Here is a 26,617-nt window from a genome sequence, read left to right as displayed (position 1 = left end):
TTTCAGTAATTATTTACTTGCTTCAATTTGGATGTTTAATTTTACTTCGTCACCGATAAGTACGCCACCAGTTTCTAATGCAGCATTGTAATTTAGGCCAAAGTCTTTACGGTTGAATTTACCTTTTGCTTCAAAGCCAGCTACCATGTTACCAGTGTTTGGATCTTTTCCAGTACCTTCATAGCTTACTTCAAGTGTAAGAGGTTTTGTTACGTCGCGAATCGTTAAATCACCAGTCACTTCGTATTCATCATCGCCATCAGCTGTGATTTTTGTTGCTGTAAAAGTAACGTTTGGATATTTTTCTACATTAAAGAAATCTTCACTTTTTAGATGACCATCGCGTTGTGCTTGGCGAGTATCTACAGAAGCTGCTGATACAGAGAAGTTTAATTTTGCTGTTGTTAAATCTTCTGGATCCATTTCAATATCTGCTGTGAAATCGCTAAATGCACCTTTTACTTTTGATACCATCATGTGTTTTACTTGAAATTCGATTGAACTATGCGCTGGGTCTACGTTCCATTTTTCTACTGTCATTTTTTCATTCCTCCAAATATGTTTTTTTATAAAAGCATTCTCTTATAATCTAGCCTTAATTGTTTGATATTAAACCTTAGAAAAAATACTTTTACGCGTTAGAAAAGCAATTGCTTAACTGTTTATAAGTAAACTATATCATACTTACTTTTAATAAGCAACTATAAAAACGTATTAGAAATATATTTTTTTCGTAAATATGATTGAGTTTTTCTGATAAAGTGCGTAGAATAGGTGGTAAGAGGAGGTTGAATGATGGAAAAAATTAATACAGATACAGAAAATATTAGTGAATTATTAAAAACTTATTGGTCAATACAGCGGATTTCAGCGGGATATGCCGATCAAAATGCGGCTAGCTTAGGACTAACAATTCAGCAACTTGCGATGATTAATGTGATTTATAGCACACCTGGCATTTCAGTGGCGGATTTAACTAAACGATTAATAATTACTGGAAGTTCTGCCGCGGCTAATGTGGACGGGTTAATTAGCTTAGGTCTTGTTGTAAAATTAAACAAAACAATCCCAACTGATAATATGGATTTAACACTAAAGCTTTCAAAAAAAGGAGAAGACTTATCTAAGCGCTCCACTGCAAACGCTTTTATGTACAAAGCCATGATGAAAGTGTTCGAAAACCTGACCGAAAACGAAATAGAAGAATTAATTCGCCTAAATAAAAAAGTCGAAACCTTACTGAAAAAGAGTAAATAAAAACATCTCCTGTATCATTCAAGTAAAAATGAATGAACAAGAGATGTTTTTTTATTTTTGATCAAATTTGCAGTCTTCCAGTGGAATGACTTTTGTTTTATTTGTAAATTTAAATGATAACCAGAAGATAAGGAAAATAGGGAGGCCGATATAAGAAATACCGATTTTTTGCCACCAAGCAGGATTCGTAAATTCTGGTTTTAAAAATGCCGCGTAATCTTGACCGACAATAACTAAAATACATAAGATTAAAGCTAAAATCGGACCAAAAGGGAAAAATTTGGCTTTATATTTTAGTTCGTTCAAATCATGGCCTTGCTTAATGAAAGCTTTACGGAATCGGTAATGGCTAATAGCAATGCCGACCCAAGCGATAAATCCGGTTAAACCAGAAGCAGAAAGGAGCCATGTATAAATAACTGTTCCATTTTCGGTAAGCGTGGTAATGAATGTCATCGCACCAACAATGGTAGTAACAATAAGTGCAGCCATCGGGATACCACGACGGTTTACTTTGCCTAAGAATTTAGGAGCTTTTTTATCACGAGCCATTGCCCAAAGCATTCTTGTGGAAGCGTAAAGGCCTGAATTACCAGCGGATAGAACGGAAGTCAAGATAACCGCGTTCATTACCGAAGCCGCAAAAGCTAGCCCAGCCTTTTCAAATACGAGCGTAAATGGACTAATCGCCACATCTGTTGCCTCAGCGCTCAGTAAATTCGGATTAGTATAAGGAATAATCATCCCGATAATGAAAATCGCAAAAATATAAAATAACAAAATCCGCCAGAAAACTTGCTTAATCGCTTTAGGAACACTTTTTTCTGGAGTAGCACTTTCACCAGCTGCAATACCAACCATTTCAGTACCTTGGAAAGAAAATCCAGCAATCAAGAACGTGCCTAATATCGCGAAAAATCCACCTTTAAATGGTGCATCTCCTGCTGTAAAGTTAGAAAAGCCAATCACTTCGCCGCCAAGAATACCAACAATTGTCAGCACACCGACGATAAGAAAAATAATAACAGTCGCTACTTTAATAATCGAGAACCAGTACTCTGACTCCCCGTAAGCTTTTACCGATAGGGCATTTAAACCGAAAATCAAGAGTAAGAAAATCGCACTCCAGAGCCAAGCAGGCGTATTCGGCAACCAAAATTGAACAATAATCGCCGCTGTTGAAATATCGACTGCGAGCGTGATCGCCCAGTTAAACCAATAGTTCCAACCGAGTGCAAAACCAAAAGCTGGATCAACAAATCGACTAGCATACGTACTAAATGAGCCGGAAACAGGCATGTATGTAGCCATCTCACCTAAGCTTGTCATTAAAAAGTACACCATAATGCCAATCGCAATATAAGCAACTAGCGCTCCACCAGGCCCAGCAGTATGAATCGCATTTCCACTTGCTAAAAATAATCCGGTTCCGATTGAACCACCAATTGCTATCATGGATAGATGCCTTGTCTTTAAGTCACGACGAATCTCGCCATGTGTTTCTTTTTTCACTATAAATCTCCCTTTCTATTATCAGAGGAAGTGCGCAAAAAACAGCCAATCTGCAAGAAATTGGCTGTTACGTATTTTACCAACATCATTTTGTCAGATAGCACACCTATAAGAAATTTCGACAAATTCTTATAGCAGTCCAGCTCCTTTAGGAAACTGTCCCAACAACTATTTTGATACAAAGAGAAAATAGTCACTTCGGCGATCAACCTGTTCGTTTTTTGTCATTGGCGTCTTTGTTTCGCCTCGAAAAAATTACTAGTGCATCTCGCAACCTCTACCTCACCATTTGGATGAGGGTTTATATTTGATTATTTACCCATAATAACGGAAAATGGGTCGTTTTGCAATATGTTTTAGTAAAATTGTAGTGCTTCTTTGATTGTGCTATAAGTAGTTAAACTAGATAGATTTTCTTGGTAGCGCATTAAAGTCATTGCAAATTTAGGTGAAATTCCCGTAATAATTAATTCCACACCTGTTAGCTTCATAAAGCCATGGAACTTCACAAGGTTCATGACAGCATCTTCATTAAAATCAGCAAGACCAGAAAGATCCATAATTAAATAGTCTTCTTTTCCATTATCCATATATTCGCTGACATATTCGGACATGTGCTGAAACCGGTCGTGGGTCAAGGAACCAATTAGCGGCAGCACACAAATATTTTCCTTAATGGGAACAATTGGCGTGGATAGTTTTTCGATTTCCCATAAGGATTTTTCAAGTTCCAGTTGATAATTATGCTCGGTCGTCACATCTTTTTGAATGCCGACAAAATATAGATGTTCATTATCATCATAAATCGGTTCAATTGTCAGCTCATTCATAAATGAAGTGCCATTTTTTCGGTAATTTTTTAGTAGAACGTTCGCAGTTGATTTTTCGTTAATGGCATGACGGATTTTGGCAACTTCCTCTTTGTCAGTATCATCTCCTTGTAAAAAGTGACAATTAGAGCCAATAGCTTCTTCTTTAGTATAGCCAGTAATATTTTCAAAGCCTGTGTTCACAAAAATAATCGGATTGTTTTTTTGCTCAGGATCTGTAATAATTACTCCTACACTAGACAAATTTAATGCTTTTAAAATAACATCGAATTTTGGATAAGCGCTCATCTGCGTGTTTCTCCCCCTTTGTAAATACATACCTATCATAACACGCAAAGGAATGAAAACCCAATGTCTAATTTGTGAAATAAATCGAAAGTAAGCAACTCACGCGAAATCTTAGTAACTCAGGTGTATAATAGAGTTAGAGGTGATTGGTTATGTATATAACATTTACAGATAGCGCCATAAATCGGCTAAATGCGCTTCGTTCAAATCTTTCCGGTCAGTTGCATTTATACTACGATACAGAAGGGTGTTCCTGTGAAAACAGTGGTATATTTACCCTTCGATTAGTAGCAGAGAAAACTCCTGAAGATGATATAATAGATTCAAATATCGGTCCTGTATTAATTAAGCGCTGGACGGAAATATTTCTAGAAGATGCGTTAACGATTGATTATAATGACACAGAAAAAACGCTTGTATTAAAAAGTGATGGACAGTATTATAACCGTAATTTGTTGCTTGTGACAGATAACGATAAAGTAATTAGTTGTCCAATTAGTTAAATAGCGAATTAGCCTAGAATAATTTTTATTCTAGGCTTTTTTATGAAAATTTCATGAGAATGTGGTGAAACTTTCGACATATAGTTACGCTGGCTTCTGATTTGTAGTAACATGGAATAGGAAGTTTATACATATGGAAGGAGTGTCATCATGGAACAACCATCAGTAGACGAACTAAAGCATTGGCGAAATGTTATGCTTCTTCACCGTTTTGCTCTAGAAGAAGTGAACACGAAACTTAAAATATTGAATGAAGAATTTCAATTTATCCACGACTATAATCCAATGGAACACTTGAAATCACGGGTCAAATCACTCGAAAGTATAGGGGCAAAACTGGAAAAGAAAAATGTGGATATTACACCAGAAAATGCACTTAAGTATGTACACGATATTGCGGGAATTCGTATTACCTGTTCTTTTGTATCCGATATTTTTCGTATTCATGAAATGCTTGCCGGCCAAAGTGATATAACGATTAAACGAGTAAAAGACTATGTGACAAACCCAAAACCGAATGGCTACCGGAGTTTACATTTATTATGTGAAGTGCCAGTTTTCTTAACAAATCGTTCGGAAAAAATGACGGTAGAAATTCAAATTCGAACGGTTGCAATGGATTTTTGGGCAAGTTTAGAACATAAAATTTATTATAAATATCAACAAGAAGCGCCAGAAGAATTAGTAAAAGAATTACAAGACGCCGCAAGAATCATTACCCATTTAGATGAAAAAATGAAAAATTTAAATGATCAAATTGATAAATATAAGAATGAAAAAGAAAAGTAACTTAATCTAACAGCTTTGTTTCTTTGTAAAGTGAGCAAATACAAAGGAGCAGGGCTGTTTTATATTTGCGAGATCGTTTATTTTGCTTCATAATAATATAGGAGAATAAACGAAAGGGGACGGTACATATTGGAGATATTTTTATATGTTTTAGCATTACTTGTAGCTATTTTTATTTCTAATTTGCTTAATCGGTTTGTTCCCTTTGTTTCGGTGCCGTTAATTCAAATCGGACTTGGTGTAATTATCGCTATTATGCCAATTACGTTTGATTTACAACTCAATCCAGAACTTTTTCTTGTAATGTTTATTGCACCCTTGCTATTTAATGATGGCAGACAGACGGATAAAGCGGCACTTTGGGGAATGCGGATGCCGATTTTAGTATTAGCGCTCGGGCTTGTGTTTGCGACGGTTGTTGTGATTGGTTATTTTGTCCACTGGATGATTCCAACCGTTCCACTTGCAGCAGCTTTTGCTCTTGCAGCGGCTCTTGCGCCAACTGATGCTGTAGCCGTTAGTTCACTTTCTGGGCGGATTAATTTGCCAAAACGGATTATGAATTTACTAGAAGGAGAAGCGCTAATTAATGATGCTTCAGGATTAGTTGCTTTCCAATTTGCGATTGCTGCGATGGTGACAGGCGTATTTAGTTTAATGGATGCGAGTATTAGCTTTTTTATTATCGCGATTGGTGGTATTTTAGTAGGGCTCGTATTAAGTTGGTTAAAATTCCGATTGTTAAAATGGGTTCGTGGTCTTGGGATGGAAGATGTTACTTTTCACATGCTTATCCAAATTTTAACGCCATTTATTATTTATTTAGCGGCAGAGGAATTACACGTTTCAGGAATTTTAGCGGTAGTTGCAGCCGGGATTATGCATTCAATGGAACAAAAGAAAATGGATCCACAATTAGTTAAATTAAATGTTGTTTCGCAAAGTACTTGGTCGGTTATTATTTTTGTTTTAAATGGCTTAGTGTTTTTACTGCTTGGTACGCAACTTCCTGCGATTACCGAGGTAGTATGGAATGATTCCGGTAGTAGCAATTTACAAGTAATTGCTTATATACTTTCTATCACAGCAGCCTTGATTTTACTGCGCTTCTTATGGGTTTACATATCATGGAGCATTGGCGCAAAACAAAGGCAAAAACAGAATAAAAAGACACAGCTACCTAAGTTTAGACCAGTTGTGCTCACATCGCTTTCTGGTGTTCGCGGGGCAGTTACGCTTGCCAGTGCGCTCGCAATTCCATTTTTCTTAGACGATGGATCACTATTTCCGCAGCGCTCACTGATTATCTTTATAGCGTCAGGTGTTATTCTGTGTACGCTAGTTATTGCGACGTTTATCTTACCGTTACTAGCAAAAAGTGAAGAAGTGACAACGGAGGATGAACGAGCTGAAATTGCGACACGGATTCGGATACTTCGAAATGTCATCAGAGAATTGAAAGAACAGACTTTACCAGAAACGAAAGCCGCAACAGATGAAGTAATTGAAGATTACCGCAGACGAATTTATGATTTACAGCAAAATAATATTTCGAATCGAGGCATGGATGAAAGAGAACGTGCGAAACGATTAGAAATTATCCAGTGGGAACGTGAAAACACCCAAAAAATGACCGATGAAGGACGCATTGTTGCTACAGATAGCTATCGTTATCAACACTATCTTAATATGATGGAACAAGCGATTAAACAGCGCTTCCGAACAAAAATAAAAACAGCATGGATGTTCCTTTATCGTCTAATAATGCTTATCATTCACCCGAAAAAATGGGGTAGAATCACCCATAAAGTGAAAAAAGGTATTTCTAAAGACAGCGAACGATTCCAAGCAATTCGCCAATTACGAGAAGAAAATGAAGTACTTATTATTTCTAAACTCAAAGAACAATTAACGAAAGAGAATGTTGATATAATTGGACCACTAATTACCGAACACACTATTTTCTTAGAACGCGTGAGAAAAGAGCACAGTCCAAGAGGTAAACGCGCAAAATTCGAACAGAAAAAACGCGAAGTCCAAGTAGTTGCTTTCCAATTAGAACGTGATATTATTCAGAATATGTTTGAAAAAGGCGGGATCTCAAGGGAATTAGCCCGGGACTTACGCCAAAATCTCAACATGATTGAAACATACTTATATGATGACTTTTTAGAATAAGAAAAAGCCCTAAGAACAACGCAATGTTCTTGGGGCTTTCTATTTAAGCTTGCATATTTCTTAAATGTTCAGCGAGATTTTCTATTTCTAAGTGGAAGTTCTTTCTGCCATTTCTATGAGTGATGGCGGCATTTCGGAGCTTAATTTTTTCTTCTTTCCCTGTCTCTAAATTAAGAATATTGATAGTGTAATAGGGAAGAAAAGAAATAGTCCGCCCGTGCAACCTAGTGTCACATTCCAGCATATATTGACTAAAAGGATATTTTTTATCCGAAAATCCTCTTTTATAAAAAAGCGCGCGATTATTAATCGATACAGTACCATTAACATAAGTGGAGAAGATATTAATAGTTGAAATAATAAAAACGGCATATAAAAGCCAAAATTGCCAAACTCGAAGGACCTCATAAGTAATAAACAAGTAGAGACCAAGGCCCAAGATAGCTAAGGCAACGATGAAAGTAAAGAAAGTTTTGATATTCATATTATATTTGAAGAAAGGATAGTTTTTCATATTTGTGTACCACCAATGTTGATTTTATAACCAAATCTTAGCATTAAAAACAAACATTGTCTAACTTAGAAAAAATCAAAAAAAACTATTGTTCATGTGGAAGCTTTGTTGTATAATTTAGCTTGCTGTAAGTAAACTTTGTGTTTAATATTAGTAAACTTCTATGACTTGAGGTTTACTATAACTAAACTTGAAAGAAAGGACATTGACATGGATATTGGCAAACGCATAAAAAATCTTAGGCTCAGCAAGAATTTGACACAAGAAGAATTAGGCGAACGAACGGATTTGACGAAGGGATATATTTCTCAGCTAGAACGAGATTTGAGTTCTCCTTCTATCGAAACGTTATTTGCTATTTTGGAAGTGTTAGGTTCTACTCCGAAAGATTTCTTTGATGAAGAAGAACATAATCAAAAAGTAATTTACGGAGAACTAGAGCATACTTTCTTTGAAGATGAAGAAAAAGGTTACAGAATTAAGTGGCTTGTTCCAGAATCAAATGAAAAAGAAATGGAACCCGTGCTACTTGAAATAGAAGCAAACAGTTGTTTTAAAAGCTTTGAACCATCACTTTCAGAAACTTTCGCCTACGTGCTAAAAGGGGAAGTGACCGTGCTGCTTGGTCGAAATGAGTATGTGGCTAAAAAAGGAGAAGCAATTTATTTCCACGCCGCAGATGAACATCAAATTGTTAATCGATCAAATGAACAAGCGACACTCATCTTAGTTGCGACAGACTCATATTTATAAGGGAGGTAAATGATTGTGACAGAAACAATTATTCGTTTTGAAAACGTAACAAAACAATTTGATAATGATCCACCAGTGCTTGACAATGTCAGCTTTGAAATAGAAAAAGGGAAGTTTTATACTTTGCTTGGCCCATCTGGTTGCGGGAAAACAACCATTTTGCGCTTAATTGCCGGATTTTTAGAAGCTTCAGAAGGACAAATCTACTTAGGGGATAAGGTAATTAACCAAATTCCAGCCAATAAACGTCCTGTAAATACTGTTTTCCAAGATTATGCGTTATTTCCACATTTAAACGTGTACGAAAATGTGGCTTTTGGACTGCGGATTAAAAAACTAAAAAAAGACGCAATCGATAAAAAAGTACAAGAAGCACTGCGCTTTGTTAACTTAAAAGGCTATGAAAAAAGAGAAATTAGCGAAATGTCTGGCGGACAAAGACAACGTGTCGCAATCGCGCGGGCAATCGTCAATGAACCAGAAGTTATTTTGCTTGATGAACCACTGTCAGCGCTTGATTTAAAACTACGTACTGAAATGCAATATGAGTTGCGCGATTTGCAAAAACGTCTTGGGATTACGTTTATTTTTGTGACACATGACCAAGAAGAAGCACTTGCGATGAGCGATGAAATTTTTGTATTAAATAAAGGCGAAATTCAACAAAGCGGTACGCCGATTGATATTTACGACGAGCCGATTAATAAGTTCGTTGCTGATTTTATTGGAGAATCCAACATTGTTAATGGCAAAATGATACAAGATTTCGAAGTGGAATTTGTGGAAAGACGTTTTGAATGTGTCGACCAAGGTTTCCGCCCAAATGAAGTCGTTGAAGTAGTTATTCGTCCGGAAGATCTAGAGATTACTTCGGCTGAAAAAGGAAAACTTCAAGTAACCGTTGATTGGATGCTATTCCGCGGTGTTCATTATGAAGTTGGTTGTATTGATATTGATGGAAATGAATGGCTTGTTCACACAACGAGAAAAGTTCGTGTGGGTGATAAGATTGGCTTAGCGTTTGAACCAGAGGCAATTCATGTTATGCGTCTTGGGGAAACGGAGGAAGAATTCGATAAGCGGCTTGATAGCTACGATGAGGTGCAGTAATGAATAGACGCACTCGTACAGTTTATCTCGTTCCTTATGTTCTTTGGATTTTACTTTTTGTTGTCGCACCGATTTTATTAATTGTGTATTATTCTTTTTTTGATGTAGATGGCAATTTTACGGTAGATAATTATATTCACTTTTTCACTCCTGTATATTTAAAAATGACAGCTAGTTCGTTCTGGTACGCGTTTTTAATTACCGTTTTTACGTTGTTGATTTCTTATCCAACAGCGTATCTGTTAACGAAGCTAAAACATAAACAATTGTGGTTATTACTCATTATTTTACCGACTTGGATCAATTTACTGCTTAAAGCGTATGCCTTTATTGGGATTTTTGGGACATACGGGGCGGCGAATCAATTTTTAGAAATACTTGGAATTGGCTCGAAACAGATTTTATTTACGGATTTTAGTTTCTTATTTGTATCAACCTATATTTTTATTCCGTTTATGATATTACCGATTTTTAATGCAATTGAGGAAATTAACCCAACGTTGATTCAAGCGTCACGCGATTTAGGCGCATCGAGTATGACGACATTTAGACGAGTGATTTTCCCACTTACTGCTGACGGTGTGAAATCAGGATGTCAGGCTGTTTTTATTCCAGCGCTATCACTCTTTATGATTACGCGATTAATTGCAGGAAACCGTGTGATTACGCTCGGAACAGCGATTGAAGAACATTTCCTTGTCACGCAAGACTGGGGAATGGGTTCGACGATTGGTGTATTTTTAATTATTGCGATGATTTTAATTATGTTCCTAACGGTTTCGAAAAAGAAAAGAGGTGCGCGTAAATGAAGAAAAGTAAATGGGGTACGATTTATTTAGTACTTGTTTTTGTGATTTTATATGCGCCGATTTTCTATTTGATTTTTTATTCGTTTAATAAAGGTGGCACAATGCATAACTTTAGCGGATTTACGCTTGGCTATTATAAAGAAGTTTTCCAAGATACGCGCTTACTGATTATTGTTTTAAATACGTTTGTAATTGCGCTGCTTTCTTCGGTTATTGCGACAATTATTGGAGTTTGCGGGGCGCTGGCGATTAAATTTATGCCAAAACCATTCGCGAAAAACTCGCTTTTAAGTTTGAATAATGTGTTGATTGTTAGCCCGGACGTTATTATTGGTGCTAGTTTCTTGATTTTCTTTACGATTTTAGGCGTAAAATTAGGTTTTATTTCCGTCCTAGTTTCGCATATTGCTTTTAGTATTCCGATTGTCGTATTGATGATTTTGCCGAAATTGCAAGAAATGAGCCCGACGCTAATGGATGCTGCCCGAGACTTAGGAGCAAGCCAGTGGCAAGTGCTTTCAAAAGTTATTTTGCCATATATTATGCCAGGCGTTTTAGCTGGATTTTTCATGGCATTAACGTACTCGCTAGATGATTTTGCGGTGACTTTCTTTGTAACCGGAAATGGCTTCTCAACTTTAGCGGTAGAAATTTATTCTCGAGCAAGACAAGGGATCTCGCTTTCTATCAATGCTTTATCGACACTGATTTTCCTATTCACGATTATTCTCGTGATCGGTTATTACTTTATCAACCAACGTAATACAAGTAAAAATATTCGGACGGGGGCGACGAAAGAATGAAGCAACTGCTGAAAATTTTTGTACCAGTAATTGTTGTCGCACTCCTAATGATGCTACTTGCAACAACGATGAACCGTTCTGAGGGCTACGCTGGGAGCAATACGCTGACAATTTATAACTGGGGCGATTACATTGACCCATCGCTCATTACTAAATTTGAAAAAGAAACAGGCATCAAAGTTATTTACCAAACATTTGATTCTAATGAAGCGATGATGACGAAAATCGAGCAAGGTGGAACGACCTTTGATATTGCGGTGCCAAGTGATTACGCGATTAGTAAAATGAAAGAAGAAAATTTGCTGATTCCGCTTGATCATTCCAAACTACCAAATGAAAAATACCTTGATCCGCGTTTTATGGACTTGTCGTTTGATGACGATAATAAATATTCGATGCCGTATTTCTGGGGAACGCTTGGCATTATTTATAATAAAGAAATGTTCCCGGATAAAAATTTCGATACGTGGAATGCATTATTTGATCCCGAATTGAAAAACCAAATATTGCTAATTGATGGAGCGCGTGAAGTGATGGGACTTGGGCTGAATAGTCTCGGTTACTCACTGAACGATACGAATAAATCCCACCTACAAGCTGCCAGAGACAAGCTAGAAACGATGACGCCGAATGTCAAAGCGATTGTTGGCGATGAGATTAAACTTCTCATGGCGGACAATGAAGCGGGTGTCGCGGTTACTTTCTCCGGAGAAGCAGCAGAAATGCTAAGTGAAAATGAAGATTTAGAATATGTTATTCCAAAAGACGGCTCCAATTTATGGTTCGATAACATGGTCATCCCAAAAACGGCGAAAAATGTCGATGGGGCGCATAAATTTATTAACTTCATGTTAAAACCAGAAAATGCCGCAATTAACGCTGAATATGTTGGCTATGCAACACCAAATGAAAAAGCCGTCAAATTATTACCAAAAGAAATTTCGGGTGACGAACGTTTTTATCCGGATATGGATGAACTAAATAATTTAGAAGTATATGATAACCTCGGTAAACGAATGCTGTCGTATTATAATGAATTGTTTTTGGAGTTTAAGATGTACCGGAAATAAAGCTTCATCTCAAACAAAAAGACTCTTGTATTCTAATACAAGAGTCTTTTTTACGGTTCCTTATTTTTGATTAGATGAGGCTTGATTTGCGTATGAAAACAAATTTTCAGTCAAAGTAAATGAGAATGCTTTCCTATCAATCATGCCGACAATTTTATCGCTGTCATACAAATCCAATAAAAATTGGGCCATTTCATCACTTGTATGATAATTATTAAATTTTTTGTCATAGTCATATTCGCTTACATCATTTGCTTTTTGCCCAAATTCGGTTTTGGTGGCAGCTGGTGCTAATACTTTTGCTTGAAGTGGAGAACCGCTTTCTCGTAATTCCAAACTTAGTGCTTCAGTAAAGGAACTGACATAGAATTTACTAGCACAATAAGTTGTTGCAGTAGGAACCATCGTATAGCCACCTGCTGAAGAAACATTAATTAGTTGTGTACCTGATTGGTCATGATACTTTCTAACATACAAGACCGATAAAACTGTTAAAGCTTCAATATTCAAATGAAGAAGCTGTAAAGTCTTAGTTAGGTTCTGGTTTTTAACTTCACTATAATATCCTAGACCAGCATTATTTACCCACGTTTCAATGAAATAAAGGTCCAATTCAGAAAATAATTTCTCTAACCGATTTATTTTTGTTAAATCAATCGCTTTGATTAGGACTTCAACTTCAGGTACTTCCTTCTCAATATCGTTTTTCAACTTCACCAAATTAGCTACTCTTCTGGCAATTAAGATTAGATTTTTTTTGCGTTTTGCAAACTGTTTAGCGGTAGCATAGCCAATACCCGAACTCGCACCTGTGATGACAACATATTTTTTCATGGCAATTCCTCCTAGCATTTTAGTATGAATCAACTATAAATGCTGGAGTTAACACCATGTCAACTCTTCTTATACGAGCAGAAATTATTTAATATCTCGTTCACTTAACATTTCCTTATAAATATCTATTTTATTTAGTAGAAACTGGGTATATAGCTCAATTTCTTCCCTTTTCTCAACTAAAATATCGTATTGCTTATATAACAAAGTCATTCGTTGCTCGATGGTTTGATCTCCCAGATACCGAAGTTTTGCATATTCCTTAATATCTTTAATTGGCATGCCTGTCTGCTTTAATTTTTTTATGAAGTTAATCCAAGTAATATCCGAACTATCATAAATTCTACGGTTAATCTCATTTCTTTTTGGTAAAATTAGTTTTTCTTTTTCATAATATCGTAATGTATCAATTGATAAGCCGACTTCTTTTGAAAATGCACCAATTGTGTAATTCACGAGTAATCATCTCCTCTTTTAAATGGATATGGTGTTAACTCCAGCTTACTACATAAAAAGGAGCGGGGAAAGATAGTATGGAATACTCGTAAGTCCCTTTGTAAGCTGCCAGAGATAAATTGGATGAGATTAAACTTCTCATGGTGGACAATGAAACGGTTGGCACGTATAAATTTATTAATTTATGCTAAACTCTGAGAATACCACAATTAATACTGAATATGTCAGCTACGCAACACCAAATGAAAAAGAAGTCAAATTATTACAAAAAGAAATTTCAAGTGATGAACCTGTTTACCTATATATGGATAAGATTACTAGTTTAGAAGTACAGATAACCTTGGTAAACGAATGCTATCGTAATATAATAAATTATTATTGAAGTATATGATTTACCGAAAATAAAAGGGAAAAGATGGAAGTATATTCAATTAACGAAGATTAAGGATAATAAATTAGAGTGTTTACTATTGGTTCTCTAAATTTCTTTTAAAAAGAGGCAAATTGTCGATTTTAATATTTTATTTTAAAGGACTTCAATTAGAGAACCTATGCATAAAATTAAATATTTATTTTGGATTTATTTACAAATTTGGCAGAATTTTTTCAGACTAATTATTGTATTTGGAGTTATTATATTTAAAGAAGTAAACATTTTTTTAAATCTAATGATGAAAAGAATATTGGTGATGGTTGGAGTTTATTTAGTTATATGACTGAATTTAAATATAAACTTTAAAAAAAAATAAAAATTAATGTTTTTACTTTAAAAATGTTGTATACTAGCATAGATGAATAGATGGGAGGAATATAGATGGATGAATTTAAATTAGATAAAACAATTAGTAAAGCAATAGTTGATGGAACTTTAAAAGGTTATTTACAGTATCTTGAAGAGAGAAAAAGCAAAAAAGAGACAATGAATGTTAGCGGCGCTTATGCTTGGACAAAAGGAAATCATATCGATGACCAAGTTTCTAAAATTGGACAAATGAAAAATGTCCAGTTTAAAATCGAAAAAGCTGGCTACACATGGGAATACTTGCAGTTTACAGTTAGCGAGAATTCAGAAGATTATATGGTTATCGTAAAAAATTCTAGAAGAGTACAAAAATCTTTTGATGAGCAAAAAAAGAAAACAAATGAGGATAATTATTTAGTGAATTTAGCAGATATAAACACACCTGTATTAAAGAATATCTCTCGAAACTTTGTTATCCAACCAGAGCAGATTCAACTCGAATTAAATGATCCTGAAGAAATAAAGGCAGTAATTGAAGGAACTCAGCTGAATGTAAGTAAAAAATATTCTCGATTTTATATAGTAACTTATGAAATTCATGATGAGACTAAATTTGTTGAATCTATTAAATTAACTATGCCAAACCGTCAAACGATGACTTTAGAACTTATTGAAGATTTAAGTTATCTTATCCAAGGTAATGAGTACGAAATTACCGATGAAGATGTAGAACCAATTAAAAATGAAAAAGCTCCAGAAAATACAATCTTTTCAGGCGATACAAATTCGTTTGGTTATTCAATTCCTGAAGAAAAAGAAGAATCTGGAAACTAACTTTTTAACAAATAAGCAAGGATGTGATTATAATGTTTTTCGGAGAGAAATTAAGAAGTGTCAGGGAATTAAATGGTCTCTCCAGAAAGGAACTTGCTGACAAATTAAATTTAAGTGAACAAGCAATTTGGCAATATGAAAATCAATATACTGTTCCAAAATTTGAAGTGGTTAATGAGTTGAAAGGAGTCTTTAATGTAAAAGCTCAATTTTTTTACTCGGAACCATTTATAACTAATATTTCTAAGGTGGAAAGTATTGCTTATCGAGCTGAAGATCGAGAGGTTCGCAAGAAAACAAAAATGGAAACGACTTTTATTAATTTTGTAAGCTATTTCCTGGATAAGTTTGAAGATAGACTAAATCTTCCAGTTAGTACTATTACATTATTAAGAAATGAATCTATTCAATTATATAATTTAGCGACAGATAATAATAACAAACTTCTGAACCTTGAAATTATCGCTGAAAAAGCACGGAAAACTTTAGATATTCAAACAAATGCTGATTTATTGTATAAGCTTGAACTGTCTGGAATTTATGTATTAGAAAAAAACATGGGTGCAAGTATTGATGCATACAGCACTTGGACGAATCAAGAAAAACCATTTATTATTTTGGGGAACAAAAAGAAATCCGCTGTTCGCAGAAATTTCGATTTAGCACATGAATTGGGTCATTTATTACTCCATTATAAAATTGATATGGATAGCTTGACGAAAGATGAGCATAAAAAAATCGAAAAAGAAGCAAATGATTTTGCGGCATTTTTCTTATTGCCAAAAGAGCAGTTTTTAAAAGATTTTTCAATTATAAAAAAGAAATCTAATCCTGAATCATACCTAGATTTGAAAATGAAATATATGGTTTCAATTGGTTCACTGGAGTACCGTGCTTATAAACTGGGGCTTCTGACATTTGAAGAAAATCGTTACTTTTATGCAACTTTAAATAGAAAAGGCTACAGAAAGAATGAGCCTCTTGATGAAGATATTGCTATTATTAGACCAGGGAAGGTTCGCTCTTTACTAGACTTGATTTTTAAAAATCATGTATTTCCTTTAAAGGAAATTTTAGACCATTATTATATTGATCGTTCATTTTTAGAATCACTATTTGGACTTGAAGATAAATTTCTAAGTCAGTATGTTGAGGAGACTAATAGGGAGTATTTTAATAACTCAAATGTTGTATCCTTGTTCTCTAGAGGAAGCTAATTAATGTTGAAAGGCGTTCTCGTAGGAACGCCTTTCTTTATTTAGGCTGTCGACTTACATATTTTCATAATCGATTATGAATGTTTTCGAGTTATATTTCTGCTTGTTTTTTACAATTCGTAACATGGAACTTAGAATTGTTATGATAGAAGAGATTTAATTTTTTTAGTATAAAAACTTTATTCCACATCAATTTATAAATAGTTTATAAATTTGATAGGTGAAAAGCACTTCAGATTTAATTGTAAGTGCCGTTTTGTTTTGCTATAATTATATAAGCGTGTGGCTAGATTTTGTACTTGTGTTTCGCAAGTGTTGACTAAAATGGTGGGAACTTTGCTCACCTCTAAACTTACCTACTCAAGAGTAATATAGGAGTAACGTGCGCTCTGCGTAAGGAGTAGCCACACGTATAATTTAAGGAGAAGACAGGATGAAAACTTTAAAAAATATAGAGAATAGAACAGACCTAGCTGATTATCTTAATATACCTATAAAAAGATTAACATATATACTTTACATAAAAAGAACAGAAAATTTGTACTACTCGTTCGAAATTCCCAAAAAAAGTGGTGGAGTTCGAAATATTAATGCACCAAAAAGTGAATTGAAGGCATTGCAGAAAAAGTTGGCTACTTCATTAACTAAATATCAGGAAATTTTACAAAAAAGTAAACGTAAAACACCTAATATTTCTCATGGGTTTGAGAAAGGAAAAAGTATAATTTCAAATGCTAAAATCCATAGAAATAAAAAAATTGTGTATAACCTAGATTTGGAGAGTTTTTTTGAAAGCTTTCACTTTGGACGAGTTAGGGGCTTTTTTGAAAAAAATAAGGACTTTGAACTATCTACAGAAGTAGCAACAATAATTGCACAATTGTCATGTTTCAATGGAGCATTACCACAGGGAGCACCTAGTTCCCCTATAATTACAAATTTCATTTGTAAAATAATGGATATGAGAATATTAAAGTTAGCCAAAAATTATAAATTAGATTACACGAGATACGCTGATGATCTAACTTTTTCAACTAATGATAAAAAATTTATAGATCAAATAGATTGTTTTTTACATAAACTTACAAAAGAAATAGAGAAGGCGGGTTTTAAGTTAAATAAGAATAAAACAAATCTGAATTTCAAAGATTCTAGGCAACTAGTTACCGGATTAGTTGTAAATAAAAAAATAAATGTGGATAGAAGGTATTATAAAGAAACTAGAGCTATGGCTCATAGATTATATAAAACAGGTGAGTTTCAAATTGATGATAAAAATGGGACTTTAAACCAATTGGAAGGTAGATTCTCTTTTATAAATCAAGTCCAAAGGTATAATAATGTTATCGATTCTTCCAAGCATGACTTTAATAATCTAAATGCATTTGAAAAGCAATACCAAGCTTTTTTATTTTATAAATATTTTTATGCTAATAATAAACCAATTATTGTGACAGAAGGAAAGACAGATATTAATTATATAAAGGCTGCATTGAAAACGCATCATTTGGAATTTCCTAATTTAATAGTAAAAAAAGAAGATGGAGAATTTGATTTTAGAGTAGCTTTTTTGAAAAGAACAAATCGGCTAGCACATTTTTTGAATATAAAAAAAGATGGAGCAGATACAATGAAAAATATTTGCAAATATTTTTTTGATATTGAAAATAATAAGGTCCCAAATTATTTAAAAACTTTTAAAATTTTAACGAAGAAAATTGCTTCTAATCCAACAATTTTAATTTTTGATAATGAAATTTCCAATAATAATAAACCTGTTTCAAAAATCATTGATTACGTTAAACTGAGCGAAGATAGAAGAGTTATACTAACAGAAGAGTCTTATCTAAATATAGAAGGTAGTTTATATTTGTTAATGAATCCATTAGTGAAAAACAAAAAGGAATGTGAAATTGAGGATCTCTTCGATCAAGCTACATTAAATCACGAAATAAATGGGAAAAAGTTTTCTAGAGAAAAAAATATGGATTTGAACAAGTATTATAGTAAAGAAAGATTTTCAAATTTTATTTATAATGAGTATAGAGAAATAGATTTTTCGAACTTTAAGCCTATGTTGGAAAATTTGGATTTTATTATTGAGAATTATAAGAATGAAAAGTAAAGACGTTTTTATATAAAAGATGTATCGGAAATAAAGCCACCAGTATCTTCACGCGAGTTCACACCAAAGTCACAACACGAACATTAAGCATATAACTTGTGAAATAGATCAGCTATCCGCTAAAATAATGTTACGCAATTTTTTTCGAAAAGGAGAAATGGTTATGACTAAGGAGAAAGTGTTATGGGGTTACGATGAAAAGACTGGGCCAGAAATGTGGGGGCATATCTGCTCTGACTTTGAAATCGCACATACTGGGAAAGCACAATCGCCAGTAGATATTGAACAAGCTGACGTTGTGAAATTAAAACCATCAACAATGAAATTTTACTATAAAGAAACAGACTATACGATTAGAAGAATTGAACAATCGGTGCATGTTTTTCCGCATGATAAAGAACAAGGGTTACGCTTTAACGGCGAATATTATCCACTTGTATCGTTCCATGCACATATTCCGGCTGAGCATTTACTCGACGGCTATATGTATCCGATTGAATGGCATTTTGTTCATGAAAAACCAGACGGCACAACGCTTGTAATGAGTGCTTGGATGGAAATTGATAATACAAATAATGTCGAATTCAAAGATTTACCAACCTATTTCCCAGAAGTGTTCGCTGATTTTGAAACAGAACGGGAAATTACTTTGGATGTAAATGAATTTATGCCAGAAGAACGTGTTTTCTATACATACCAAGGTTCACGGACGACACCACCAACCGTGGAAGGCGTGACTTGGATCGTGTTGAAAAATGCGAAGACGCTTGGCCAAGAAGATTTTACTGAATTTGAAAAAGCAATTGGTAATACAAGCCGACCAGTACAAGATTTAAATGGTCGTGAAATTACTTTTTACAATTAAAAAACTAGAAAGCCTCGCTCGAATCTTGTATAGTATAGACATAGATTCTGAGTGGAGGCTTCTTTTTATGTATGAAAAAGCGAGACAGATGATGATCGAAGCGCATAGTGGCCAAGTTCGCAAAATTACTGGCGAGCCTTATTTTTCGCACCCTTTAAACGTAGCGCGAATTTTGCGCCGTGCTGGTTTTCGCGAAGAAGTTGTTGTCGCGGGGTTGTTACATGATGCTGTTGAAGATACGGAGATGACTGATGCCGATATTCGCGCAACATTTGGTGACGAAGTAGCAGATTTAGTAGCTTCTCATACAGAAAATAAAACATTATCTTGGGAAGAACGAAAAGCCCATACGATTGAACAAGTCCGCACTGGCAGCCTAGAAGAAAAAGCGTTAATCGTGGCGGATAAACTAGATAATTTAACCTCCGTCAAATATGCCTTAAGCTCAGAAGGCAAGTCTGTCTGGGGCTATTTTAAACGGGGCTATGAACTGCAAAAATGGTATAACGAAGGGATTAAAAATAATATGGAATACGGGTTAAATCCATCCGACGTGCCTAGTTTCTTTGATGAATACGCGCGACTTGTGAAGTGGATTTTTAAGAAGTAAAATTTTGCATTAAAATATCTGTTAAATTAGGTATTTAGAATTAAAATGATAAGTTTTTAGAAAATAAGTTTCTTTTTCCAGAAAACTATTGTAAAATGAAAGCGTTATAAAACTTACGAGAAGGGAAGTTTTTTTGAATGGTTTATGGAGCAATTGAAGCAGGCGGAACTAAATTTGTTGTAGCAATCGGAGAAAAGTCAGGGAAAATTATTAAACGCGAGAGCTATCCGACAACGGAACCTGCAGAAACAATGAAAGCAGTCATTCAATTTTTTAAACAATATCAAGATGAATTAAAAGCAATTGGAATCGGCTCTTTTGGACCGATTGATATTCAAAAAAGTAGTGCTACATATGGTTACATTACCCAAACGCCAAAACTAGCGTGGCGTAATTATGATATTGTGGGCGCAATGAAAAAAGAATTTAATGTGCCAATTGGCTTTACTACCGACGTTAATGCAGCAGCTTTAGGAGAGGTAAGCTTAGGCGCGGCGGCAGGTTTAGACAGTTGTATTTATTTAACTATCGGAACAGGAATCGGTGGTGGTGCAGTTGTTTCTGGTAAAATTCTAGAAGGTTTCTCTCACCCAGAAATGGGACATATTATGGTGCGCCGTCATAAGCGTGACCGTTTCACAGGAAGTTGCCCGAGTCATAGCGACTGTTTAGAGGGGCTTGCAGCAGGTGGGGCAATCGAAAAACGATGGGGTCAAAAAGCAGCAGAACTCGCAGATAATGAAGAAGTGTGGAATTTAGAAGCGCATTATATTGCTCAAGCTTTAATGAATTATACGCTTATTTTATCCCCAGAAAGAATCGTGTTAGGTGGAGGGGTCATGAAACAACGCCAACTTTTCCCACTTGTCCGTCAAAAATTAAAAGCACTCGTTAATAACTATGTTCAGCTACCAGATTTAGATGAATATATCGTTCCTCCAAAGTTAGAAGATGACGCTGGAATTACTGGCTGTGTCTTGCTTGCTGTGGATGCTGAAGAGTCCAATTAATGGCGAAAAACAGCTCTAGTTTATAGGGCTGTTTTTTGATATACTAAATTGTGATAAAACAAACAAGAACGCAGGAGGAAAAAGATGTCGATTACGAACTTATTAAATATTAAATATCCAATTATCCAAGGTGCAATGGCCCAAATTGCCAAAGCTCCACTTGTAGCCGCTGTGTCTAATGCAGGAGGTTTAGGAATTATCGCTTCTGGCGGAATGACTGCCGACATGCTACGCGAAGAAATCCAAAAAACAAAAGCACTGACAGATAAACCATTTGGTGTGAATTTAATGCTAATGATGACAAATATTGCTGAGTTAACCGAAGTAATTATAGAAGAAAAAGTGGGAATCGTTACAACCGGAGCGGGAACGCCAAAAACGTTTATGCCAATTTGGAAAGAAGCTGGAATTATCGTGATTCCTGTTGTTCCATCTGTCATGATTGCTAAACGTATGGAAAAAATGGGCGCAGATGCAGTTATCGCAGAAGGAACAGAAGCGGGTGGACACGTTGGCGAAACAACAACAATGGCGCTCTTACCTCAAATCGTGGATGCTGTAACTATTCCAGTCATTGGCGCAGGTGGAATTGCAGATGGTCGTGGAATCGCCGCAGCCCTAGCCCTTGGTGCAAAAGGTGTCCAAATCGGCACACGCTTCCTAGCAACCGATGAATGCCCAGTACACCCCGATTTCAAAGCAGCCGTTATTAAAGCTTCCGACCGCGACACAATGGTTACTGGTCGAAAAGCAGGCGCGCCCGTTCGCTCAATTAAAAACAAAATGATCAAAGAATACATCCGTTTAGAAGAAGAAAACGCCGATCGCGACACGTTAGAAGAGTTAACTTTAGGCTCTTTACGAAAAGCAGTACAAGAAGGTGACACAGACAACGGCTCCGTCATGGCCGGTCAAATCGCGGGATTAATTACAGAAATCAAACCTTGTAAAGATGTTATTGAAGAGATGATGACAGATGCTAAGAATGTGATTGCTGGGTTAGAATTAAATTAATGTTTTAAACTGCTTTCTTTTGAAGCGTTTGAGTAAAATAGCTTCGATAGATTCCTTAATATTGGATTTTTAGTAAGTCATAAAAAGCCGTGCCAGTTCACTCAGTGCTGATACGGCTTTTTTAGTTAGTAGAAAAATTCATTTCTGTTTCATCAATACATCCTCTATGTTATACTAATGTAAAGTTACATTGTTGCAAATGCAATAAAAGGAGGTTGGCGATGAAAGATATATTAAGAGATATAGGTGTTATTGCACGTGCACTTGATTCAATAAGTAATATCGAATTTAAAGAATTAAATCTAGCAAAAGGACAATTTATTTATCTAGTTAGAATTTGCGAGAACCAAGGGATTATTCAAGAAAAACTAGTAGATATTTTAAAAATCGATCGAACCACTGCTTCGAGAGCTATTAAGAATTTGGAGAAAAACGGTTTGATTATAAAGAAACAGGATAAGAATAATAAAAAAAATAAACTATTATTCCCAACAGAGAAAGGACAGCAACTATATCCCTTAATTATCCGCGAGAATGAATACTCTAATGCAGTAGCTTTAAATGGATTTACTGAGGCTGAAATTAATATGCTCACCGATGCGCTCAAGAAGGTCAAAGAAAATATTGCAGATGACTGGTTATATGTCAAAAAAGGCAATAAAAGAAGTTATTAATTTGGAGGAAAAGTAATGATAAAATTATGTACAATAAGTGATTCCCAAGCACTCTTAGAAGTAAGTTATAAGACATTTGATGAAACATTTAGAGCGCAAAATAAACCGGAAAACATGGATGCATATTTAAAAACAAATTTTACGGCTAAAAAATTAAGCGATGAACTAAAAAACCCACATTCCTATTTTTATTTTGTTTTTCACCAAGAAGCTATTGCTGGTTATTTAAAACTAAATATAGGAGATGCTCAAACAGAAGAAATAGCTGGGAATACAATCGAAATAGAGCGTATTTATGTATTGAAGTCATTCCAAAAAAAGGGATTAGGTAAAGAGTTATTTAATCAAGCAATAGAGATAGCGAAAGAAGTTGATGCAGAAAAAATATGGTTAGGTGTTTGGGAGAAGAATAAGAACGCTATTCAATTTTATGCAAAGCTGGGTTTTATTAAAAATGGACAACATGATTTTTTCATGGGCGATGATTGTCAAACTGATATTATTATGATAAAAGATTTATAAAAAAAGTTGAGCGCATACTAAGCTCAACTTTTTTTATCAAAATTAAGCTGCCAAAACACCCCAAACCGGTCCGTCACCTGCGCATAAGTCGAACCCCAGAATGCCACTTGCAACTCCATCTCCACTTTACCCGTAGCGCTTAAAACTTCATAGGCGTACTTAATATCATCCTCTGTTTCAAAATTAATCAGGATTGTCACCCGATTACCAATTGTAAAACCATCATAAGGCGCATCGGTAATATAAATAAATTCTTCCCCGTTTTTTGCTAAACGACTATGCATCAATCGCTCACCAAAAACGGCATCACCATCAAAATTGTTCATTTCTTTAAAGCGCTGTACACTTGTAATTTCAGCTTGAAAAACATCTGCATAAAATGTTAACGCATCCTGACCTTCGCCGTTAAAAACTAGGTATGGTACTGCAAAAGACATCTCATCATCTCCTATACAATTAATTAGCTTAAGTATAAGCCTAAACCACTTTGAAGTCATGTTTGAGAGAAAAGGATATTTGTAAAGAAAAACGAAATACTTGCAATAAAACGTGATATATTATACAATTACAATAAGAAAGCAGATATATTTAAATAAATATTTTTTTGCAACAAAATAAAGTAAGTACTTGCTTTTAGTAGTAGGTGCGTAGGAGGTAGATGTATGCTTTGGGTAAAAGAGTCAGTCGAGCAACTTCTTAGCAAACTACACACAAATTTAGACACAGGGTTAACGAAAGAACAAGTGAAACAAAAACATGCAGAGTTTGGGACGAATGAATTTGAAGAAGGGAAGAAAGAATCACTACTTCAAAAAATCGGTCATCATTTGATTGAGATTACGACGATTGTCTTGCTTTTTGCAGCAGCAATTTCTGCATATTTAGCAATTACAACCGGATATGGTTGGGCGAAGGTTGTTGTTATTTTAGGAATCGTTGTTTTAAATATGGTGCTGGGGATTTATCAGGAAAACAGTGCTGAAAAAGCACTCGCGGCACTTCAAAGTATGAACGCTCATTTAACGACAGTTGTTCGTGATGGCGTGCGGATGCAGGTAGATGCTATCGAATTAGTGCCTGGTGACATTATTGAAATCGTAGCGGGTGACATGATTCCAGCTGATGCGCGGATTATTTCAAGCAGCAGTTTGCAAGTCGAGGAATCTGCGTTAACTGGCGAAAGTGTTCCAGTTGAAAAAGACGCAAATGCGGTTGTTTCAGAAAAAGCACCAATTGGCGACCGTCTGAATATGCTTTACTCAGGCTGTCTTGTAACAAATGGTCGTGCAACAGCAGTTGTTGTGGAAATTGGGATGGAAACAGAGATGGGGAAAATTGCTGGACTTCTAAACAGCACCTCAAAACTGATGACGCCTTTACAACTTCGCTTAAAAGAATTAGCTAAACGACTTAGTATTGTAGCACTTTTAGCAGGTATTTTAATTTTTATAATTGATGTATATGTGTATGGGGAAACGATTATTGAAACATTGATGATCGCGATTTCTCTAGCTGTAGCAGCGGTTCCTGAGACGTTGCCGGTTATTGTGACATTAACACTTGCTTACGGCGTTCAAAATATGGTGCGGAAAAATACGATTATCCGCCGAATTCCAGCAGTTGAAACAATCGGAAATACGTCTGTTATTTGTTCTGATAAAACAGGAACATTAACGCAAAATAAAATGATTATCCAACAAATTTGGGCAGCAGACCATACACCGATAAAAGCAACAGCTGAATTTGATAATGCAGAACAAAAAGTATTAGAAATGTTGAGTCTTTCCAGTAACGCGACGATTGATGTTACAGACGGCGAAGAAACCATCATTGGTGACCCAACCGAAAGTGCGATTATCCGTTTACTGGAAGAAAAAGGTACGACCAAAAAAGCATTAGAAGCCAAATATCCACGTATGTTTGAACTTCCTTTTGACTCAGATAGAAAGTTAATGACGACGATTCACCAAGTAGAAGACGGATTCCTTTCTATTACAAAAGGTGCTTTTGACCGCATCCCGGTAAACTTTTCAGCAGAGTTTTTAAAAGAGGCAGAGCAAGTGCATGACAGTTTTGCAGAAGAGGCATTACGGGTGTTAGTTGTTGCCTATAAAAAATATCAGGAAATGCCGACTGACTTGTCTAGTGAGGCGCTTGAGACGGACTTAACGTTCGCGGGAATGGTTGGGATGATTGATCCACCAAGACCAGAAAGTAAAGCAGCTGTGTTAGCGGCGAAAAAAGCGGGTATTAAGACTGTAATGATTACTGGTGACCATATTGTAACGGCATCAGCAATTGCAAAAGAAATTGGTATTTTAACGGATGGGGACAAAGCGATTACTGGAGCAGAACTAGCAGAAATGTCAGAAGCAGATCTGGAGAAAAATATTCGAGATTATGCAGTATACGCTCGAGTTAGCCCAGAAGACAAGATTCGGATTGTCAAAGCTTGGCAGAAAAATGGTGAGATTGTAACAATGACAGGTGATGGCGTAAATGATGCGCCAGCCCTCAAAGCAGCAGATGTGGGAGCAGCAATGGGAATCACCGGAACAGATGTATCTAAAAACGCTGCTGATATGGTTATAACAGACGATAATTTTGCAACGATTGTAGATGCAGTCAAAGAGGGGCGTACAGCCTATGAGAATATCCGCAAAACGATTTACTTTTTACTAAGTACAAACTTTTCTCAAATTTTCATTATGTTAATTGCGATTATTCTTGGCTGGGGCGCACCGGTTGTAGCTGTTCAGTTGCTACTAATCAACGTTGTGTCTGACGGGATTCCAGGATTCTTCCTTAGTCGTGAAAAAGCAGACGATTCGATTATGGAACGTAAGCCAATACCGAAAAACGCTGGAATTTTTGCGAATGGACTTGGGAAAAAAATGGCGACACAAGCGGTTGTTTTCACTATTGTAACGCTAGCTGGGTTTTATATCGGGCAGTTTGTAACGATTAATAATTCGATTGGTGCAAGCTATGAAGTTGGAATGACAATGGCGTTCGTTATTTTAGCATGGTCATCTGTCGCGCACATTTTCAACGTAAGAAGCGATAAATCGATTTTCACTATCGGATTTTTATCAAACCGTGGCTTGTTCTTTAGTGCGATTTGTTCGATGCTGATTATTCTAGGGCTTGCGATTATTCCACCACTTGCTAACATGTTCTTCTTAGTTGAGATGAGCTTAACGCACTGGATTCTTGCATTTATCCTGTCGATGTTCCCACTTCTATTCGTTGAAATCCAAAAGCTAATTCAGCGTAAAAGAGCAAAAGCTTAAAGGAG

General features: G+C 35.6%; 26 protein-coding genes, 1 pseudogene and 1 riboswitch. Of the genes and pseudogenes, 20 read left to right on the top strand and 7 right to left on the bottom strand.

Features of this window, described 5'->3' with window-relative positions; genetic code table 11:
* Positions 1-9 precede the first annotated feature (9 nt).
* Positions 10-540 (bottom strand): YceI family protein, encoded by a 531-nt coding sequence (locus tag OC533_RS04395; protein ID WP_003761132.1) that lies wholly within the window; start codon positions 538-540, stop codon positions 10-12.
* A gap of 255 nt (positions 541-795) precedes the next feature.
* Here OC533_RS04395 and OC533_RS04390 point away from each other — a divergent pair, with 255 nt between their 5' ends.
* The gene (locus OC533_RS04390; protein WP_185590152.1) at positions 796-1,257 is read left to right on the top strand and encodes a MarR family winged helix-turn-helix transcriptional regulator; all 462 of its coding nucleotides are present in this window, start codon (positions 796-798) and stop codon (positions 1,255-1,257) included.
* Between the two features lie 51 nt (positions 1,258-1,308).
* Here OC533_RS04390 and OC533_RS04385 read toward each other — a convergent pair whose 3' ends face one another.
* Complete coding sequence (locus OC533_RS04385; protein ID WP_003761134.1) at positions 1,309-2,769, bottom strand: amino acid permease; 1,461 nt, start codon at positions 2,767-2,769, stop codon at positions 1,309-1,311.
* A 90-nt stretch (positions 2,770-2,859) separates the two neighbouring features.
* Positions 2,860-3,057: riboswitch (Lysine riboswitch) on the bottom strand.
* A 68-nt stretch (positions 3,058-3,125) separates the two neighbouring features.
* Positions 3,126-3,887 (bottom strand): blue-light photoreceptor, encoded by a 762-nt coding sequence (locus OC533_RS04380; RefSeq protein ID WP_070753449.1) that lies wholly within the window; start codon positions 3,885-3,887, stop codon positions 3,126-3,128.
* Between the two features lie 152 nt (positions 3,888-4,039).
* Here OC533_RS04380 and OC533_RS04375 point away from each other — a divergent pair, with 152 nt between their 5' ends.
* The 3 genes from OC533_RS04375 to OC533_RS04365 all read left to right on the top strand — a co-directional run bounded on the left by OC533_RS04375 (position 4,040) and on the right by OC533_RS04365 (position 7,357).
* The gene (locus tag OC533_RS04375) at positions 4,040-4,390 is read left to right on the top strand and encodes an iron-sulfur cluster biosynthesis family protein (protein WP_003761136.1); all 351 of its coding nucleotides are present in this window, start codon (positions 4,040-4,042) and stop codon (positions 4,388-4,390) included.
* Between the two features lie 150 nt (positions 4,391-4,540).
* Positions 4,541-5,179: a GTP pyrophosphokinase family protein gene (locus OC533_RS04370; protein ID WP_003761137.1), complete on the top strand. Its 639-nt coding sequence runs from the start codon at positions 4,541-4,543 to the stop codon at positions 5,177-5,179.
* 129 nt (positions 5,180-5,308) lie between these two features.
* Entirely contained in the window at positions 5,309-7,357 is a 2,049-nt protein-coding gene (locus OC533_RS04365; RefSeq protein ID WP_185500889.1) for a Na+/H+ antiporter, read from the top strand.
* 43 nt (positions 7,358-7,400) lie between these two features.
* On the opposite strand, the gene OC533_RS04360 is transcribed toward OC533_RS04365, so the two are convergent.
* The gene (locus OC533_RS04360; RefSeq protein WP_194323302.1) at positions 7,401-7,871 is read right to left on the bottom strand and encodes an isoleucine--tRNA ligase; all 471 of its coding nucleotides are present in this window, start codon (positions 7,869-7,871) and stop codon (positions 7,401-7,403) included.
* A gap of 210 nt (positions 7,872-8,081) precedes the next feature.
* On the opposite strand from OC533_RS04360, the gene OC533_RS04355 reads away from it, so the two are divergent.
* Genes OC533_RS04355 through OC533_RS04335 form a run of 5 tightly spaced genes read left to right on the top strand, consistent with a single transcriptional unit; the run spans position 8,082 to position 12,416 of the window.
* Positions 8,082-8,624: a helix-turn-helix domain-containing protein gene (locus tag OC533_RS04355; RefSeq protein WP_160464077.1), complete on the top strand. Its 543-nt coding sequence runs from the start codon at positions 8,082-8,084 to the stop codon at positions 8,622-8,624.
* A 15-nt stretch (positions 8,625-8,639) separates the two neighbouring features.
* The gene (locus tag OC533_RS04350; protein ID WP_003765964.1) at positions 8,640-9,734 is read left to right on the top strand and encodes an ABC transporter ATP-binding protein; all 1,095 of its coding nucleotides are present in this window, start codon (positions 8,640-8,642) and stop codon (positions 9,732-9,734) included.
* Complete coding sequence (locus tag OC533_RS04345) at positions 9,734-10,543, top strand: ABC transporter permease (protein WP_194323303.1); 810 nt, start codon at positions 9,734-9,736, stop codon at positions 10,541-10,543. The genes OC533_RS04350 and OC533_RS04345 overlap by 1 nt, the downstream gene beginning before the upstream one ends.
* Positions 10,540-11,346, top strand: coding sequence for an ABC transporter permease (locus OC533_RS04340; protein WP_003721373.1), 807 nt, complete (start codon positions 10,540-10,542; stop codon positions 11,344-11,346). The genes OC533_RS04345 and OC533_RS04340 overlap by 4 nt, the downstream gene beginning before the upstream one ends.
* The gene (locus tag OC533_RS04335) at positions 11,343-12,416 is read left to right on the top strand and encodes an ABC transporter substrate-binding protein (RefSeq protein WP_010990613.1); all 1,074 of its coding nucleotides are present in this window, start codon (positions 11,343-11,345) and stop codon (positions 12,414-12,416) included. The genes OC533_RS04340 and OC533_RS04335 overlap by 4 nt, the downstream gene beginning before the upstream one ends.
* Positions 12,417-12,476: 60 nt before the next feature.
* On the opposite strand, the gene OC533_RS04330 is transcribed toward OC533_RS04335, so the two are convergent.
* Positions 12,477-13,250 (bottom strand): SDR family NAD(P)-dependent oxidoreductase, encoded by a 774-nt coding sequence (locus OC533_RS04330; protein WP_194323304.1) that lies wholly within the window; start codon positions 13,248-13,250, stop codon positions 12,477-12,479.
* A gap of 84 nt (positions 13,251-13,334) precedes the next feature.
* A complete protein-coding gene (locus tag OC533_RS04325) occupies positions 13,335-13,706 on the bottom strand; it encodes a MerR family transcriptional regulator (protein WP_185505337.1) in 372 nt (123 codons plus the stop codon).
* 181 nt (positions 13,707-13,887) lie between these two features.
* On the opposite strand from OC533_RS04325, the pseudogene OC533_RS04320 reads away from it, so the two are divergent.
* The 10 genes and pseudogenes from OC533_RS04320 to OC533_RS04275 form a co-directional block, all read left to right on the top strand.
* A pseudogene (locus OC533_RS04320) lies at positions 13,888-14,069 on the top strand (spermidine/putrescine ABC transporter substrate-binding protein); the annotation flags it as partial.
* Between the two features lie 451 nt (positions 14,070-14,520).
* Positions 14,521-15,282 (top strand): hypothetical protein, encoded by a 762-nt coding sequence (locus OC533_RS04315; RefSeq protein ID WP_003726408.1) that lies wholly within the window; start codon positions 14,521-14,523, stop codon positions 15,280-15,282.
* Between the two features lie 32 nt (positions 15,283-15,314).
* Entirely contained in the window at positions 15,315-16,499 is a 1,185-nt protein-coding gene (locus OC533_RS04310) for a helix-turn-helix domain-containing protein (protein ID WP_061105536.1), read from the top strand.
* Positions 16,500-16,932: 433 nt separating this feature from the next.
* Complete coding sequence (locus OC533_RS04305; RefSeq protein WP_194323305.1) at positions 16,933-18,624, top strand: retron Ec67 family RNA-directed DNA polymerase/endonuclease; 1,692 nt, start codon at positions 16,933-16,935, stop codon at positions 18,622-18,624.
* A 163-nt stretch (positions 18,625-18,787) separates the two neighbouring features.
* On the top strand, positions 18,788-19,489 hold the full coding sequence (locus OC533_RS04300) for a carbonic anhydrase (RefSeq protein WP_003765986.1): 702 nt from the start codon (positions 18,788-18,790) through the stop codon (positions 19,487-19,489).
* A 67-nt stretch (positions 19,490-19,556) separates the two neighbouring features.
* A complete protein-coding gene (locus tag OC533_RS04295) occupies positions 19,557-20,099 on the top strand; it encodes an HD domain-containing protein (protein WP_010990620.1) in 543 nt (180 codons plus the stop codon).
* A gap of 137 nt (positions 20,100-20,236) precedes the next feature.
* Positions 20,237-21,109 carry an ROK family protein gene (locus OC533_RS04290; RefSeq protein ID WP_003761157.1) on the top strand — a complete coding sequence of 291 codons (873 nt, stop codon included), beginning with the start codon at positions 20,237-20,239 and terminating at the stop codon, positions 21,107-21,109.
* A gap of 84 nt (positions 21,110-21,193) precedes the next feature.
* Entirely contained in the window at positions 21,194-22,123 is a 930-nt protein-coding gene (locus OC533_RS04285; protein WP_070038016.1) for a nitronate monooxygenase, read from the top strand.
* 221 nt (positions 22,124-22,344) lie between these two features.
* Positions 22,345-22,797, top strand: a complete 453-nt coding sequence (locus tag OC533_RS04280; protein ID WP_194323306.1) for a MarR family winged helix-turn-helix transcriptional regulator — start codon at positions 22,345-22,347, stop codon at positions 22,795-22,797.
* Positions 22,798-22,812: 15 nt separating this feature from the next.
* Positions 22,813-23,319, top strand: a complete 507-nt coding sequence (locus OC533_RS04275) for a GNAT family N-acetyltransferase (RefSeq protein WP_003761162.1) — start codon at positions 22,813-22,815, stop codon at positions 23,317-23,319.
* Positions 23,320-23,342: 23 nt separating this feature from the next.
* Here the strand turns inward: OC533_RS04275 and OC533_RS04270 are convergent, their stop codons facing one another.
* Positions 23,343-23,756 carry a VOC family protein gene (locus OC533_RS04270; protein ID WP_003771016.1) on the bottom strand — a complete coding sequence of 138 codons (414 nt, stop codon included), beginning with the start codon at positions 23,754-23,756 and terminating at the stop codon, positions 23,343-23,345.
* Between the two features lie 225 nt (positions 23,757-23,981).
* On the opposite strand from OC533_RS04270, the gene OC533_RS04265 reads away from it, so the two are divergent.
* Entirely contained in the window at positions 23,982-26,612 is a 2,631-nt protein-coding gene (locus tag OC533_RS04265; RefSeq protein WP_194323307.1) for a cation-translocating P-type ATPase, read from the top strand.
* The last annotated feature ends 5 nt before the right edge of the window (positions 26,613-26,617 follow it).

Source organism: Listeria sp. Marseille-Q6474, from assembly GCF_946902005.1.
Classification (GTDB): Bacteria; Bacillota; Bacilli; order Lactobacillales; family Listeriaceae; genus Listeria; species Listeria innocua.
Note: the sequence above shows the minus strand (reverse complement) of the source record. Positions and strands in the feature narration are given on the sequence as shown.

Excerpts from the sequence above, each read along its gene's own strand:
- OC533_RS04265 (WP_194323307.1), top strand. The coding sequence starts at position 23,982 with ATGCTTTGGGTAAAAGAGTCAGTCGAGCAACTTCTTAGCAAACTACAC.
- OC533_RS04295 (WP_010990620.1), top strand. The coding sequence starts at position 19,557 with ATGTATGAAAAAGCGAGACAGATGATGATCGAAGCGCATAGTGGCCAA.
- OC533_RS04395 (WP_003761132.1), bottom strand. The coding sequence starts at position 540 with ATGACAGTAGAAAAATGGAACGTAGACCCAGCGCATAGTTCAATCGAA.
- OC533_RS04285 (WP_070038016.1), top strand. The coding sequence starts at position 21,194 with ATGTCGATTACGAACTTATTAAATATTAAATATCCAATTATCCAAGGT.
- OC533_RS04315 (WP_003726408.1), top strand. The coding sequence starts at position 14,521 with ATGGATGAATTTAAATTAGATAAAACAATTAGTAAAGCAATAGTTGAT.
- OC533_RS04345 (WP_194323303.1), top strand. The coding sequence starts at position 9,734 with ATGAATAGACGCACTCGTACAGTTTATCTCGTTCCTTATGTTCTTTGG.
- OC533_RS04340 (WP_003721373.1), top strand. The coding sequence starts at position 10,540 with ATGAAGAAAAGTAAATGGGGTACGATTTATTTAGTACTTGTTTTTGTG.
- OC533_RS04330 (WP_194323304.1), bottom strand. The coding sequence starts at position 13,250 with ATGAAAAAATATGTTGTCATCACAGGTGCGAGTTCGGGTATTGGCTAT.
- OC533_RS04305 (WP_194323305.1), top strand. The coding sequence starts at position 16,933 with ATGAAAACTTTAAAAAATATAGAGAATAGAACAGACCTAGCTGATTAT.
- OC533_RS04380 (WP_070753449.1), bottom strand. The coding sequence starts at position 3,887 with ATGAGCGCTTATCCAAAATTCGATGTTATTTTAAAAGCATTAAATTTG.
- OC533_RS04370 (WP_003761137.1), top strand. The coding sequence starts at position 4,541 with ATGGAACAACCATCAGTAGACGAACTAAAGCATTGGCGAAATGTTATG.
- OC533_RS04335 (WP_010990613.1), top strand. The coding sequence starts at position 11,343 with ATGAAGCAACTGCTGAAAATTTTTGTACCAGTAATTGTTGTCGCACTC.
- OC533_RS04270 (WP_003771016.1), bottom strand. The coding sequence starts at position 23,756 with ATGTCTTTTGCAGTACCATACCTAGTTTTTAACGGCGAAGGTCAGGAT.
- OC533_RS04275 (WP_003761162.1), top strand. The coding sequence starts at position 22,813 with ATGATAAAATTATGTACAATAAGTGATTCCCAAGCACTCTTAGAAGTA.
- OC533_RS04355 (WP_160464077.1), top strand. The coding sequence starts at position 8,082 with ATGGATATTGGCAAACGCATAAAAAATCTTAGGCTCAGCAAGAATTTG.
- OC533_RS04375 (WP_003761136.1), top strand. The coding sequence starts at position 4,040 with ATGTATATAACATTTACAGATAGCGCCATAAATCGGCTAAATGCGCTT.
- OC533_RS04390 (WP_185590152.1), top strand. The coding sequence starts at position 796 with ATGGAAAAAATTAATACAGATACAGAAAATATTAGTGAATTATTAAAA.
- OC533_RS04300 (WP_003765986.1), top strand. The coding sequence starts at position 18,788 with ATGACTAAGGAGAAAGTGTTATGGGGTTACGATGAAAAGACTGGGCCA.
- OC533_RS04280 (WP_194323306.1), top strand. The coding sequence starts at position 22,345 with ATGAAAGATATATTAAGAGATATAGGTGTTATTGCACGTGCACTTGAT.
- OC533_RS04310 (WP_061105536.1), top strand. The coding sequence starts at position 15,315 with ATGTTTTTCGGAGAGAAATTAAGAAGTGTCAGGGAATTAAATGGTCTC.
- OC533_RS04290 (WP_003761157.1), top strand. The coding sequence starts at position 20,237 with ATGGTTTATGGAGCAATTGAAGCAGGCGGAACTAAATTTGTTGTAGCA.
- OC533_RS04360 (WP_194323302.1), bottom strand. The coding sequence starts at position 7,871 with ATGAAAAACTATCCTTTCTTCAAATATAATATGAATATCAAAACTTTC.